The sequence below is a fragment of the Clostridium sp. UBA5988 genome (genome assembly GCF_002435615.1).
Lineage (GTDB): Bacteria > Bacillota > Clostridia > Clostridiales > Clostridiaceae > Clostridium_J > Clostridium_J sulfidigenes.
Genome location: NZ_DJBA01000027.1, coordinates 36,329 through 50,260, shown reverse-complemented (window position 1 = coordinate 50,260; position 13,932 = coordinate 36,329). Strand labels below are relative to the sequence as shown.

General features: G+C 31.7%; 12 protein-coding genes. 11 read left to right on the top strand and 1 reads right to left on the bottom strand.

What is annotated here, in order from left to right; genetic code table 11:
- The first annotated feature begins 41 nt into the window (after window positions 1-41).
- From B3J31_RS06200 to ppdK, 7 genes are all read left to right on the top strand, one after another.
- A complete protein-coding gene (locus tag B3J31_RS06200) occupies window positions 42-740 on the top strand; it encodes a diacylglycerol kinase (RefSeq protein ID WP_035128900.1) in 699 nt (232 codons plus the stop codon).
- A gap of 165 nt (window positions 741-905) precedes the next feature.
- On the top strand, window positions 906-1,304 hold the full coding sequence (locus B3J31_RS06195; protein ID WP_150844395.1) for a cytidine deaminase: 399 nt from the start codon (window positions 906-908) through the stop codon (window positions 1,302-1,304).
- A 10-nt stretch (window positions 1,305-1,314) separates the two neighbouring features.
- Window positions 1,315-2,196: a GTPase Era gene (era, locus tag B3J31_RS06190; RefSeq protein WP_150844396.1), complete on the top strand. Its 882-nt coding sequence runs from the start codon at window positions 1,315-1,317 to the stop codon at window positions 2,194-2,196.
- A gap of 18 nt (window positions 2,197-2,214) precedes the next feature.
- Complete coding sequence (recO, locus tag B3J31_RS06185; protein ID WP_346867930.1) at window positions 2,215-2,946, top strand: DNA repair protein RecO; 732 nt, start codon at window positions 2,215-2,217, stop codon at window positions 2,944-2,946.
- Between the two features lie 55 nt (window positions 2,947-3,001).
- Window positions 3,002-3,544: a DUF4342 domain-containing protein gene (locus tag B3J31_RS06180; RefSeq protein ID WP_346867929.1), complete on the top strand. Its 543-nt coding sequence runs from the start codon at window positions 3,002-3,004 to the stop codon at window positions 3,542-3,544.
- Between the two features lie 273 nt (window positions 3,545-3,817).
- Complete coding sequence (locus B3J31_RS06175; protein WP_346867936.1) at window positions 3,818-4,450, top strand: helix-turn-helix transcriptional regulator; 633 nt, start codon at window positions 3,818-3,820, stop codon at window positions 4,448-4,450.
- 53 nt (window positions 4,451-4,503) lie between these two features.
- On the top strand, window positions 4,504-7,158 hold the full coding sequence (gene ppdK / locus B3J31_RS06170) for a pyruvate, phosphate dikinase (RefSeq protein ID WP_346867928.1): 2,655 nt from the start codon (window positions 4,504-4,506) through the stop codon (window positions 7,156-7,158).
- 90 nt (window positions 7,159-7,248) lie between these two features.
- On the opposite strand, the gene B3J31_RS06165 is transcribed toward ppdK, so the two are convergent.
- Window positions 7,249-8,325: a CotS family spore coat protein gene (locus tag B3J31_RS06165; RefSeq protein ID WP_150844401.1), complete on the bottom strand. Its 1,077-nt coding sequence runs from the start codon at window positions 8,323-8,325 to the stop codon at window positions 7,249-7,251.
- A gap of 367 nt (window positions 8,326-8,692) precedes the next feature.
- Here B3J31_RS06165 and B3J31_RS06160 point away from each other — a divergent pair, with 367 nt between their 5' ends.
- The 4 genes from B3J31_RS06160 (at window position 8,693) to B3J31_RS06145 (ending at window position 13,924) form a co-directional block, all read left to right on the top strand.
- On the top strand, window positions 8,693-9,709 hold the full coding sequence (locus B3J31_RS06160; RefSeq protein WP_346867935.1) for a deoxyguanosinetriphosphate triphosphohydrolase: 1,017 nt from the start codon (window positions 8,693-8,695) through the stop codon (window positions 9,707-9,709).
- Between the two features lie 347 nt (window positions 9,710-10,056).
- Window positions 10,057-11,832 carry a DNA primase gene (gene dnaG / locus B3J31_RS06155; protein ID WP_346867927.1) on the top strand — a complete coding sequence of 592 codons (1,776 nt, stop codon included), beginning with the start codon at window positions 10,057-10,059 and terminating at the stop codon, window positions 11,830-11,832.
- Window positions 11,833-11,850: 18 nt separating this feature from the next.
- The gene (rpoD, locus tag B3J31_RS06150; protein WP_150844403.1) at window positions 11,851-12,924 is read left to right on the top strand and encodes an RNA polymerase sigma factor RpoD; all 1,074 of its coding nucleotides are present in this window, start codon (window positions 11,851-11,853) and stop codon (window positions 12,922-12,924) included.
- Between the two features lie 112 nt (window positions 12,925-13,036).
- Window positions 13,037-13,924, top strand: a complete 888-nt coding sequence (locus tag B3J31_RS06145) for a PH domain-containing protein (RefSeq protein WP_346867926.1) — start codon at window positions 13,037-13,039, stop codon at window positions 13,922-13,924.
- Window positions 13,925-13,932: the final 8 nt, after the last annotated feature.

Genomic DNA, 13,932 nt, shown 5'->3' with positions numbered 1-13,932 from the left:
TATATATAGGTTATATCAGCTTTAATTAAGGTGGGGTATTTATGAAGGTAAAGAAGCTAGTGGATAGTTTTAACTATGCTATAGAGGGAATAATTTATTCAATACGAACTCAAAGAAATATGAGAATACATATGATAATAGCTATGTTAATACTAACAGCTTGTTTTTTCTTTGACATGACAAAGATGGAACTTTTAGTAATTGCCATTACAATAACCATGGTTGTGGTTGCAGAGATGATAAATACAGCAGTGGAATGTGCCATAGATGCCACCACCAACTTTTATCATCCTCTAGCAAAGATTGCTAAAAATGTAGCTGCAGGAGCAGTATTAGTCACTGCAATAAATGCAGTTTTAGTAGCATATATAATTTTTGGTGATAAAGTTCTACCCTTTTCTATAATTATTCTTTTAAAAATTAAAAATTCTGACCCTCACATGATATTTTTAATGTTAGTAATAGTTAGCATTGCCACTGTAGTAGTAAAGGCTGTATATGATGAAGGTACACCTTTAAGAGGCGGAATGCCAAGTGGTCATAGTTCCATAGCCTTTGCTGTGGCAACTACCATTACACTATTAACCACAGAGCCGCTAATAATGATATTGGCATTTTTATTAGCCTTCATAGTAGCCCAAAGCAGAGTAGATTCTAACGTACACTCCATCCTTGAAGTAGTCCTTGGAGGAGCCTTTGGATCCCTACTAACCTTACTGTTATACCAGCTTATTGGATAATTACTAAATGAATGAAGCTAAATAAAATACAAGCAATAAAAATAATGTGATAAAATTCGTATTCTATGGTAAACTAATATAACTAAGAAACTAAAGTAACTTAAAAAATGTGTGATTATTTTAAACCATGAATAGATTTGAGTAATTAGGTTGGAGGAAGATAAAATGGAGATAAAAGGATTGGTAAAACTTGCTATAGAGGCTAGAGAAAAAGCTTATGTACCATATTCTAAGTTTAAAGTTGGAGCAGCAATTGAAATGGAAGATGGCAGTGTATTTACAGGCTGTAACATAGAAAATGCTTCTTATGGCGCTACTAACTGTGCTGAAAGAACAGCTATATTTAAGGCTGTATCTGAAGGTCATACTATAATGAAAAAAATTGCCATAGTAGGAGATATGTTAGCATTTACAGCTCCATGTGGAATATGTAGACAGGTTATTGCTGAGTTTGCAGCTAAAGATATAGAAATAGTATTAATTAAAAATCAAGATGAGTATATAGTAAAAACTTTAGAAGAAATACTACCAGGAGCTTTTACTAAAGAGGACTTACTTAAATAAGGAGAGATATATGTTTAAATCAGGATTTATAACTATAATAGGAAGACCAAATGTGGGTAAATCAACCCTTTTAAATTATTTAATGGGAGAAAAATTATCCATAGTATCAAGTAGACCACAAACTACAAGAAACAATATACAAACAATACTTACAAGGGATAACTTTCAAATAGTATTTGTAGACACGCCAGGTATGCATAAACCTAAACATAAGTTAGGTGAGTACATGGTGAAAATAGCTAAAGATTCCATGCAGGATGTGGATGTGGTGCTATTTTTAACAACACCAGAAGGGGAGATAAACAAGGCAGACCTTCATATTTTAGAACAACTAAAGCAGTGCAATACTAAAGTATTTTTAGTGGTAAATAAAATAGATGAAAACCCTGCTGATAGAGTAGCTAAAACTCTAGAAGAATACACTAAAGTTTTAGATTTTAAAGAAATAATACCTATTTCAGCTATTAACGGAAAGAACGCTGATAAATTATTAGAATTAGTAGTTGATCAGTTACCAGAGGGACCAATGTATTACCCAGAAGACATGATAACAGATCAGCAAGAAAGATTTATAGTAATGGAGACCATAAGAGAAAAAGCTCTAAGACTTTTATCTCAAGAAGTACCTCATGGTATTGCTGTAGAAATTTTAACTATGAAGAAGAATGAAAATGGAAGTTATCTTATTGAGGCAAATATGCTATGTGAGAAGAACTCCCACAAGGGTATAATAATTGGTAAAAATGGAGCTATGATGAAGAAGATATCTACCTATGCAAGACAAGATATTGAAAAGTTCTTAGGCTGTAAAGTAAACCTAAAGATTTGGGTTAAGGTTAAATCAGAGTGGAGAGATAGTGCATTTGTATTAAAGGAACTTGGTTATAAGTAGAATTGCAGGTGTTATTCATTGAATACTATCAAGACTAGAGGGATAGTTTTAAAAACCCAAGAATACAAAGAAAATGATAAATTACTATGGATATTTACAGAGGAGTTTGGAAAGGTAACTGTCATTGCAAAGGGAGCTAGAAAAAGTAAAAATAAAAATTTTTCAAATACCCTACCTTTCTCCTTTGGTGAGTATGTACTATATAAAGGAAGAACTTTATATACCTTAAATGAAGGGAGAATTATAGATTCCTTTCAGGATATATTAAATGACTATGATACCTTAATATATGGTTCTTATTTTAATGAACTCATAGATATTGCCATAGAAGAAGGTGAGAGTCATCCCATATTTATAGATTTAGTGAAATGCTTTTATCTTATGAGAAACAAGGCTATAGACTTAGATCTTTTAGCAAGAGCCTTTGAAGTTAAGGTTTTAAAGGCTACAGGCTATGGCATATCTTTAGAAAACTGTGCCCTATGTGGAAATAAGATAAATACCACAGACTATATTTCTTTTCAGTTCTATGGAGGAATTTGTAACCAATGTGAAAAACAATATGGTACGAAAGTATCTGCTGCCACATATAATGGAATAAAGTTTCTAAGTAAAGTGGAGCTGGAGAAGGTAGGAAGACTTAATTTAGATATGAATACAAAGGGACAAATAGGAAAGATTCTAGAAACCTTTATAAGTCTAAATTATAGAAAAAAACCTAATAGCCTATCCTTACTTAAAAAGTTTTAGTATATAAGTGATATAATATACTTAAGTATTAAATATTGCTAGGGAGGAAATATTTATGGATGAAGCTACATTAAAAAAGATAAATATATTAAAAGAAAGAGCTAATCTATCTGAAGAAGAAGCTGAGGACTTATTAGAAAGATTCAATGGGGACTTAATCGAAGCATTAATTCATTGTGAAAGAGAAAAACAAAAGGATAATAGAAATTTCAATGAGAAAATTTCTCAAAGTGAATTTGTAACCTATATAAAAGAGCTGATAAAGGCTGGCAATGTTTCTAGAATTATCATCAGAAAGGATGATTCTATCCTAGTGAATATTCCTGTAAATGCAGGAATTGTGGTGGGTATAGCATTATTATTGCAACCAGTTTTAATTGTCTTAGGAGCTGCTACTGCAGTATTTATTGATTTAGAAATAGATATAATTAAAGAAGATGGAACTGTAGAAGTAGTAAATAAAATTGTAAAGAGCACCATGGAAACAACTGCAAAGAAAGCTACAGAAGTAACCCATGATCTAAAAGAGATCTTCTCTGAAACCTCAGGAAAGATTAAAGAAAAAATTTCTGAAGCAAAGAATAGTATGAAAAAATAAAGCAAACATAGTTATTTCAATTATAAATTTTGTATATTTGGAAATAATTCAAAGATGGGTATATGCTCATCTTTTTTTATTTAGAATAAAATTTACCCAAGAATTAACGAAATATTTTAAAAATTTTTAGAGAAAGTTGCAAATTAAATAAATCTCTTATACAATATAATAGAAAATAACTTAAAAATAACACTTACTCACCCCAATGTGTGATATAATTAAAATCATAGAATTTGGAGTGAATAATAGAATTTTGAAAGGTGGCGAATTGTCATTAAACTCTCGCTTAGACAGGAACAAATAATAGAATTAGTTAAAGAAAATGAACCAATAACCAGTGAAGCTATCGCAAAAGAGTTAGGGCTTACGCGATCCGCCATAAGACCAGATTTATCTATATTGACTATGACCGGTATACTTCAAGCAAGACCTAAAGTTGGATATGTGTATGTTAAAAATTCAAATAAAGGACCTAAAAACAGTGAAATTAGAAATATAAAGGTTGTGGATGTAATGTCTGAACCTGTTTTAGTAAAGGAAGACACTCCTGTTTATGAGGCCATTCTAACACTTTTTTTAAATGACACAGGAACTTTATTCATTGAAAATGAAGGAGTGCTATTAGGAGCTGTATCTAGAAAAGACTTTATAAAGATGGCTATGGGAACAGCTGATATGCATAGAGTACCCGTTGGAATTATCATGACTAGAATGCCGAATATTGTTAGTGTATCAGAGGAAGATTCAGCCTTTGATGCTGCAAAAAAAATAATTGAGCATCAGGTAGATTCATTACCTGTTGTAAGACTAGAACTTTTAAGGGGAAAAGAAGTTCCAAAAATTGTAGGAAAAATATCTAAGACAACAATTTCTATGGTATTTGTAAAACTGGGTGAAAATGAATAATTTTATTCATTTGACTATATAACTATAATTTAAGAGTTAAGGGGTTGTATAACATGGAAAAGAAAAAATATGTGTACCTTTTTAATGAAGGCAACGGCGGCATGAGAAATTTACTAGGTGGAAAGGGTGCAAACCTTGCAGAAATGACAAGCATAGGAATTCCAGTGCCACAAGGCTTCACAGTAACAACTGAAGCTTGTAATAAATACTATGATGATGGAAAGAAAATTGCAGAAGAAATCGTTGGCGAAATTCATGAAAAAATGACTGAACTTGAAAAACTTACAGGGAAAAAGTTTGGAAGTTTAGAAAATCCGTTATTGGTTTCAGTAAGATCTGGTGCTAGAGCATCTATGCCTGGAATGATGGATACTATCCTTAATTTAGGATTAAACGATGAAACCGTTGAAGTAATGGCTAAAAAAACAAACAATCCTAGATTTGCATACGATTCATACAGAAGATTCATTCAAATGTTTGCTGATGTAGTTATGGAAGTAGAAAAGAGAAACTTTGAAGATATCATGGATGAAATGAAGGCTGCTAGAGGCGTAAAACTTGATACAGAATTAAATGCAGAAGACTTAAAAGAATTAGTAGCTAAATTTAAAGCTTACTACAAAAAAGCTAAGGGAGAAGAATTCCCAAGCGACCCTACACAGCAATTAATAGCTTCTATCACTGCTGTATTTAGATCTTGGAACAATCCTAGAGCTATAGTATACAGAAGAATGAACGATATTCCTGGTAGTTGGGGAACTGCAGTAAACGTTCAAGAAATGGTATTTGGTAATAAAGGAAATACTTCTGGTACAGGGGTTGCATTCTCAAGAAACCCATCTACAGGAGAAAAGAAAATATTTGCTGAATACTTAATGAATGCTCAAGGAGAAGATGTTGTTGCTGGTATCAGAACACCTCAAAAAATAGAGCAATTAGAACAAGAAAATCCAGAAGTATATAAACAATTTATGGATATTGTAAACACTTTAGAAAACCATTACAGAGATATGCAAGATATGGAGTTCACTATAGAAGAAGGCAAGCTTTACTTCCTACAAACAAGAAACGGTAAGAGAACAGCTCAAGCTGCACTTAAAATAGCCGTTGACCTTGTAGAAGAGAAAATGCTTACTAAGGAAGAAGCAATTCTTAAAGTTGAACCAAAACAATTAGATACATTATTACACCCTGCCTTTGACTCAGCATCACTTAAGGCTGCAGCAGTTATAGCTAAAGGACTTCCAGCATCTCCTGGTGCTGCTTGTGGTAAGGTTTACTTTACTGCAGAAGATGCAAAAGCTGCCCATGAAAGTGGTGAAAAGGTAGTTTTAGTTAGACTTGAAACTTCACCAGAAGACATTGAAGGTATGATTGCTTCTGAAGGTATATTAACAGTAAGAGGTGGAATGACTTCTCACGCAGCTGTTGTTGCTAGAGGAATGGGAACATGCTGTGTTGCTGGTTGTGGTGACTTAACAGTAAATGAAGGTAATAGAACCTTTGCAGTAGGTGGAGTTACTTATAAAGAAGGAGACTACATCTCAATAGATGGAAGTACAGGAAATGTATATGCAGGACAAATTAAAACTGTAGATCCTGAAATAAGTGGATACTTTGGAACCTTCATGGCATGGGCTGATGAAATAAGAAGCTTAAAAGTAAGAACTAATGCTGATAATCCAAGAGATACAGCTCAAGCAGTTAAATTTGGAGCAGAAGGAATAGGACTTTGTAGAACAGAGCACATGTTCTTTGAAGGCGAAAGAATCATGGCTATAAGACAAATGATCGTTGCTAAGGATGAAGCTACAAGAAGAGCAGCTCTAGAAAAATTATTACCAATGCAAAAGGGTGACTTTATAGGAATCTACGAGGAGTTACAAGATAGACCGGCTACTATAAGATTCTTAGATCCACCACTACACGAGTTCCTTCCTCATGAAGATGATGAAATAGTAGATTTAGCTAAAGAACTTGGAATTACCTTTGAAGAGCTAAAAAATACTGTTGAATCATTACATGAGTTCAACCCAATGATGGGTCACAGAGGTTGCAGACTTGCAGTTTCTTACCCAGAAATAGCTGAAATGCAAACAAGAGCAGTAATAGAAGCTGCTATAGATGTTAAAACTAGAAAAGGTTATGATATAGTACCTGAAATCATGATACCATTAGTTGGAGAAGTAAAAGAGCTTAAGTATGTTAAAAACATAGTTACAGAAACAGCTGATAAAATCATAAAAGAATCAGGCATAGATATGAAGTACATGGTAGGAACAATGATAGAAATTCCAAGAGCTGCTTTAACTGCTGATGAAATAGCTAAAGAAGCTGAGTTCTTCTCTTTTGGAACTAATGACTTAACACAAATGACCTTTGGATTCTCAAGAGATGACGCTGGAAACTTCTTAAAACACTACTATGACAAGAGCATATATGAATCTGATCCATTTGCAAGATTAGACCAAGTTGGAGTTGGAAAACTTGTTAAGATGGCTGCAGACCTAGGAAAATCTACTAGACCAGACATCAAACTTGGAATATGTGGAGAGCACGGTGGAGATCCATCTTCCGTTGAATTCTGCCACGAAGTAGGATTAAACTATGTATCATGCTCACCATTCAGAGTTCCAGTAGCAAGACTTGCAGCTGCTCAAGCTGAAGTTAAAAATCCAAGAAAAAAATGTTGCTGTGGATGCAAATAGTAATAAAATAAAAAATAATAATTAACAAAGAGGCTATCTGAAAAGAATTAAAGTATTTTCAGATAACCTCTTTATATATCTTTAAGAGCTTTATTTAAAGGAAATTTTAGTGCTGAATTTATTTTCAATATAATCCAGTAGTTTATAACTGAAATCAATATGAATATCATTGTGGATTACAGCCTTATTAAGAAGATTAATAAAGGCTTTTTTATTGCATTTTGATATATTTTTATAGTAATCCCTAGATAATTTCCAATATTTCTGTGGGAAGGCTAAGTAGGCCAGTATATACTTATAATCGTCAAAGGTCAAAGGGTGATTGCTCTCATATTCCTGTAAAAAGTTTATGGCTAAATCTCCATTCCAGCAAGTGTTTTCTCTTCTCATCAGTCTCCTTAAACAATAAGAAATATCAAAGGCTGAATAGTCGTATCTACATTTATCAAAGTCGATAACATAAATTTTACCCTGGTTTACAATAAGATTTTTACTTACATAATCATTGTGACAAATGGAAACAGATAAGTTGTCATAGTCTATAGTATTGGCTACATTAGTTGATAAATTTGCTAGGCACATGCTATTAGTAAAGCTAACCCTATATATTTTAGAAAAATAATCTTTATATTTTAATGCTAGCTTTTCATTTTTAACAAGTTCATGAGTATGTTTATTTAAAGAGTCTGTAAGATTGTTAAAACCTTCCTTATGTTTACTACCTAAAATTGGGGAGAATCCTAAAGAAGTCTCATGAATTTGTCCTAAATTTCTACTTGCCATATTCACATCATTTATATCATCAAAATCGCATTTGTCTCCTTTAACCCAATCTGTGAGAATAAATAACATATCATTATACCTTACATATCTTCCATGATTAGTAGTAGATAGTATTCTAGGCACATTTATATTATTACGATATAACCATTCTATAGCTGAATAAATAAAAAGCAGTTCATCTACATCATAATATACTTTTTTTAAACAATACTCATGGGAACCACTTTCAATTTTATAAACAGCTCTTTGCTTATCTGTATCCTTAAACTTCACCTGATATATACTGCAGTTATTAGATAAACTATAATAAGGTAATACATTTTTCTTAATATTACTTGGCGATAGTAAATTTGAGTTAGAACTATCTGCTATTGCGTTACTCATTGTACTTCTCTCCTTAAAAATACTATAAGATAATATTAAATATCTCTACTATAATTATGTTTATGAAGAATTTATGATAAATATATCAATTCCTTGAAATATTGAAAAAATTTTTATGGATCATTAAAGGAATATTCATGGATAGTAAAGAAACTATATACATAATAAAGAAATTATATACATACAAAATATAGTTATTAAATATACTAAGAAGGGATTAAATTTAATATTTTAAATATAAAGAATACTTAAAGGCTATAGAAATAAAACTATAATTTATGTTATAATATAAAAGTTTTTATAAGCTAAAATAAAACATCTAAGCATAACTTTAAGTATTCAATAAGAAATAAAGGTAGGTGCAATGATGAATATTAGGGAAAACATAGAAAAGAGTGAAGAATATAGTATAATACCACAGGGCTCAAAATCTAAAAACTCTAGGGGTAGGGCTAGAAGGGAAGAATTAGATGAAGTTAGAACTGCCTATATGATTGACCGAGATAGGATAATACACTGTAAATCCTTCAGGAGGCTAAAGAGAAAGACTCAAGTATATATTAAAACCTGGAGTGATCACTATAGAACAAGGCTTACCCATACCTTGGAAGTGGCGCAAATTGCTAGAACTATAGGTAGAGGCATAGGACTAAATGAAGACTTAATAGAAGCCATAGCCCTAGGTCATGATATCGGCCATGTTGCCTTTGCTCACAGTGGAGAAGAAGTGCTTAATGAATTACTTACCAATGGTTTTAGCCATAACCAAAATAGTGTTAGGGTATTAACATATATAGAAAATAATGGACAAGGGTTAAATTTATCAAAGGAGGTACTGGACGGAATACTATATCATAGTGGTTTTTCTAATAACAGTACCAAGGCTTTTACCTTAGAGGGGCAAGTAGTAAAGTATAGCGATAAAATAGCTTATGTAAATCATGATATTGATGACTCCCTAAGAGCAGGAATTTTATCTATGGAGGATATACCAAAGGATATACTTGAGATTTTAGGGAATACTCATGGAGAGAGAGTAGATACCTTAGTTAAGGATTGTATCTATAGAACAAAAAGCAATATAGATTCCAATGATATTCAAGTATCATTATCTAAAGATATAGATTATAACTTTAAAAAGCTTAGAGATTTTATGTTTAAAGAAGTCTATAATGGTGAATTTCTAAAAGAAGAAAGGGATAAAGCTAGGTTTATTCTTGTTCAGCTTTATAAATATTTTTATTTTCATGAAGAAAAACTACCTGAATTTTACAAGTCCATAGCCAAAGAAGAAGGACTTAATCAAGGTGTTGCTGATTACATAGCAGGAATGAGTGATGAATACTGTATAGATCTGTTTAAGGACATATATATACCTAGTTAAGGATATTTATTTAAAGTAATTACTATATAAATATTTATTTAAATAAAGTAATTCTTTATGAAGGAAAACTATATCTTATAAAGAATATATATATAACATACAATACAATTATATTACAAAAAACTTTTTTAAAAAAAAGGATTTAAGAAATATATGTCGAATTATAAGAGCTAGGAATTTATCTCACTACTACCTGCTCTGTTTAATAATAAACAGTTATTTTATTATTAAAAGTAGGTAAAGTAGGTAAAGTTAAAGAATGAGTTAAATTCTTTTAGACTTAATGGATAACATATTTAGTAGGTTTCTTTAAGTTTAGAATCACTTGAGAGTGAGGTGAGTTAATAATGTTTTCTGAAGAAGTAATACAAAAAATAAAAGAAGAAAATGATATAGTGGATATCGTTTCAGAGGTAGTAACCTTAAAAAAAACGGGGAAAAATTATTTAGGAAGATGTCCATTTCACAGTGAAAAAACACCTTCATTTACTGTATCAAGTGAAAAACAAATATATAAATGCTTTGGATGTGGAGAGGCTGGCAATGTAATAAGTTTTGTTATGAAAACTAGGAACATGGCTTTCCCAGAAGCAGTAAAACTTCTTGGAGAAAAGGTAGGCATTGTAGTAGATGATGCAGATTCACCAGGTAAAAGTTCAGCAGCTAATGAAAAATTTAAGCGAATGTATGATATAAACATACAAGCAGCCAGATATTTTTATACTAATTTAAAAAGATTTAAGGCTCCTTATGAATACCTAAAGGGAAGAGGTATAACAGATGAAACTATTAAAAAGTTTGGTATTGGTTTTTCACTAGACAATTGGCAGGGAATACGTTCCTATTTAAAACAAAGAGGCTTTAGTGAAGAAGAAATATTAGAACTAGGACTTACTACAAAAAATGAAAAGGGAAATATATACGATAGATTTAGAAATAGAATTATATTTCCTGTATTTAATGTCAGTGGTAGGGTAATAGGCTTTGGTGGAAGGGTTTTAGATGATTCTAAACCCAAATATTTAAACTCTCCCGAAACCCCAATATTTCATAAAGGAACAAATCTTTATGGATTAAATTTAGCAATAAAGAATAATCAAGCTAGAACAGTTATCATGGTTGAAGGTTATATGGATGTAATCTCCCTATCTCAACAAGGAGTAACAAATGTAGTTGCAACCCTAGGAACTGCATTAACAGAAGGTCAATGTAAATTATTAAAGAGATATATTGATACTGTAATAGTATCCTTTGATTCAGATGTAGCAGGTCAAAATGCTACTATAAGAGGATTAGAAATATTACAAAAATCTGGATTTGACCTTAAAATTCTTCAAATCCCTAGTGGAAAAGACCCCGATGAATTTATTAGATCCTTTGGCAGGGAAAAATTTCTAAATCTAGTAGACGGGGCTCTACCAATTATAGATTTTAAACTAAGGATGGCAGAAAAGGGAATTGACTTTTCAAAACAGGAAATGGTGATAAAATATCTAAAGAGAGTAGTTAGCGTGCTAAAGGACCTTGATCCACTGGAAAAAGCTGTATATATTAAGCAGGTTTCAGAGAAAAGTGGCATAGGTGAAGAAGCTATAATGGAGTCCTTAGATAAAAATCCCAATAAATCTATAGAAAATAACAAAAATCATAATATAAATAGGAAATTTGGGCAAAAATTATATTTAGAGCCTGGGTTTGTTAGGGCTGAAAGAACGGTATTAAGCCTTGCCCTTGATAAAAGGCTAAGTGATAAAATATTTAGTAATATAAGTGAAGATGACCTTATATTAAAGGCACATAAAGTAATTTATAAAATCATTAAAGAAAACAATATGTGCTCTAAGGAAGAATTGATAAAGATTATTAACCTGCAAACTATGCAGGATAGTGAATTCACAAAGGAATGGATAAAAATTCAAGAATATAAAGTTGATATAGATGAAGGATCCATAGACAAAATGGTAAGTGACTGCGTGAATAACATAAAAAAATACAAGTTAGAGGAGTCAAGAAAGAAAATTATGGATAAGATTAGAAAGTGTGAGTCTGAAGGGTTGGTTGAGGAAACGTTGATGTTAGCTAGAGAGCTTATGGATATACAAAAGGAAATGGGAAAACTATAGATGAGAGGAGGTAATGGAATGAAGGATAAAGCAGGAAAAGTTGCTATAGTAAAGAAATTAGTAGAAAAGGGTAAGAAAAAAGGAAATTTAACTTATAAAGAGATAATGGAAGAAGTAGAAGGTGTAGAACTAACTCCCGAGCAAATAGAAAAGATTTATGAAGTTCTAGAATCTATGGGCATAGACGTTATAGGTATAGAGCCAGAAGTTGAGGATGAAGAAGAAGTTGAAGTAGAAGTTGAAATAACAATTCCAGAAGGAATTGCCATAGATGATCCAGTTAGAATGTACCTTAAAGAAATTGGTAAGGTTCCTCTACTATCAGCAGAAGAAGAGATGAGACTTGCTAAGCTTATAGAAAATGGTGATGAATATGCTAAAAAGAAATTAGCAGAAGCAAACCTTAGATTAGTTGTAAGTATTGCTAAAAGATATGTAGGTCGTGGTATGTTATTTTTAGACTTGATTCAAGAAGGTAATTTAGGACTTATAAAAGCTGTAGAAAAGTTTGACTATAGTAAGGGGTTTAAATTCAGTACCTATGCTACATGGTGGATTAGACAGGCGATTACAAGAGCTATTGCAGACCAGGCTAGAACTATTAGAATACCAGTACACATGGTAGAAACTATTAATAAGTTAATTAGAGTATCAAGACAGCTTCTTCAAGAATTAGGAAGAGAGCCATTACCAGAAGAAATTGCTAAACATATGGATATGAGCGTAGATAAAGTTAGAGAAATAATGAAGATTGCTCAAGAACCTGTATCTTTAGAAACACCTATAGGTGAAGAAGAAGATTCTCATCTTGGAGATTTTATTCCTGATGATGATGCTCTTGCTCCAGCAGAAGCAGCAGCTTTCACCATGTTAAAGGAACAATTAATAAGTCAACTTAGAACTTTAACTCCAAGGGAAGAAAAGGTTTTAAGACTTAGATTTGGTCTTGATGACGGAAGAGCTAGAACCCTTGAGGAAGTTGGAAAAGAGTTCAATGTAACAAGAGAAAGAATTAGACAAATTGAGGCAAAGGCATTAAGAAAGTTAAGACATCCAAGTAGAAGTAAAAAACTTAAGGATTATTTAGATTAGTGAGGGGCTGCCTTTGGGCAGCTCTTTTGTTATATATACAAAATTTGTAATAGACAAAATCCCTTAGTATAATATAAAATAAAGGTATATACAATTTATAAGGAGGTAATCCATGAATAGTTTCAATAGCAATAAGAAACTAGAAATAATTCCAACTATATTCACATTTGTTATGTTTAATGTAATAGGGGTTTGGTCTGCCTATATTCTAGATTCCTATCTTATGCTTAGTTTAATAAGAGTAATGTTAGTGATTTGTAATATATTCTACTTATATCATATTGGAATATGGTTAACTGTAAAGTATGAAATAACAAATAGTGAAGTGAGAATAAATGCACTGGGAGGACTTAAAAAAGTAATTTTACCCTTAAGTGATATAGAATGCTACACTGTGGAAAAGGGAAAAATAAGAGGTATAAGCCTTTCAGGTATATCCTCTAATAAATTTGCCATAGGAAGAATTGCAGTAAAAAATTTAGGAACCGCTAGAATGTTTGTGACCAGCGGAAATAGTGTCATATATTTAAAAACTCAAGATATAAGCTATGCTGTGTCACCTAAAAACTCTGAAAAATTCCTAGAAGTTTTAAATAAACTAGGTATTGAAGAAAAGACTTGGACAAAGAAATATAATAAGGTAAGTAGACTACATAAGGATAAAAAGTTTATGCATCCATTGATTTTAACTAGTGCAATAATTTTATTTACAACTTTTTTTCCAATGGTTTTATATATACTAAATAAACTTCCAGATGTAATGCCCTTAGTTATTAACGTGTCCAAAGAAGTTGGAGAAGTGGGTACAGACAAGCAATTTGCTTTTGCCCAGATGTTCTATGGTCTATTAAATATGGCAGTGATGTTCTGTATGTATTATGCAGCTCACTTTTGTGCAAAATATGATAAAAAGTCTGCTTATAGATATATCTATATTTCACTTTTAGTGGCAATAGTATTCCTATATCTTCAAATGAGACTTATTATGTCTGTTATATAAATAAGGTG

What these genes read in the sequence shown, in the direction of transcription:
- B3J31_RS06180 (WP_346867929.1), top strand. Translation starts at nt 3,002, where the DNA reads ATGGATGAAGCTACATTAAAAAAGATAAATATATTAAAAGAAAGAGCT.
- B3J31_RS06165 (WP_150844401.1), bottom strand. Translation starts at nt 8,325, where the DNA reads ATGAGTAACGCAATAGCAGATAGTTCTAACTCAAATTTACTATCGCCA.
- B3J31_RS06200 (WP_035128900.1), top strand. Translation starts at nt 42, where the DNA reads ATGAAGGTAAAGAAGCTAGTGGATAGTTTTAACTATGCTATAGAGGGA.
- B3J31_RS06160 (WP_346867935.1), top strand. Translation starts at nt 8,693, where the DNA reads ATGAATATTAGGGAAAACATAGAAAAGAGTGAAGAATATAGTATAATA.
- ppdK (WP_346867928.1), top strand. Translation starts at nt 4,504, where the DNA reads ATGGAAAAGAAAAAATATGTGTACCTTTTTAATGAAGGCAACGGCGGC.
- era (WP_150844396.1), top strand. Translation starts at nt 1,315, where the DNA reads ATGTTTAAATCAGGATTTATAACTATAATAGGAAGACCAAATGTGGGT.
- B3J31_RS06195 (WP_150844395.1), top strand. Translation starts at nt 906, where the DNA reads ATGGAGATAAAAGGATTGGTAAAACTTGCTATAGAGGCTAGAGAAAAA.
- B3J31_RS06145 (WP_346867926.1), top strand. Translation starts at nt 13,037, where the DNA reads ATGAATAGTTTCAATAGCAATAAGAAACTAGAAATAATTCCAACTATA.
- dnaG (WP_346867927.1), top strand. Translation starts at nt 10,057, where the DNA reads ATGTTTTCTGAAGAAGTAATACAAAAAATAAAAGAAGAAAATGATATA.
- rpoD (WP_150844403.1), top strand. Translation starts at nt 11,851, where the DNA reads ATGAAGGATAAAGCAGGAAAAGTTGCTATAGTAAAGAAATTAGTAGAA.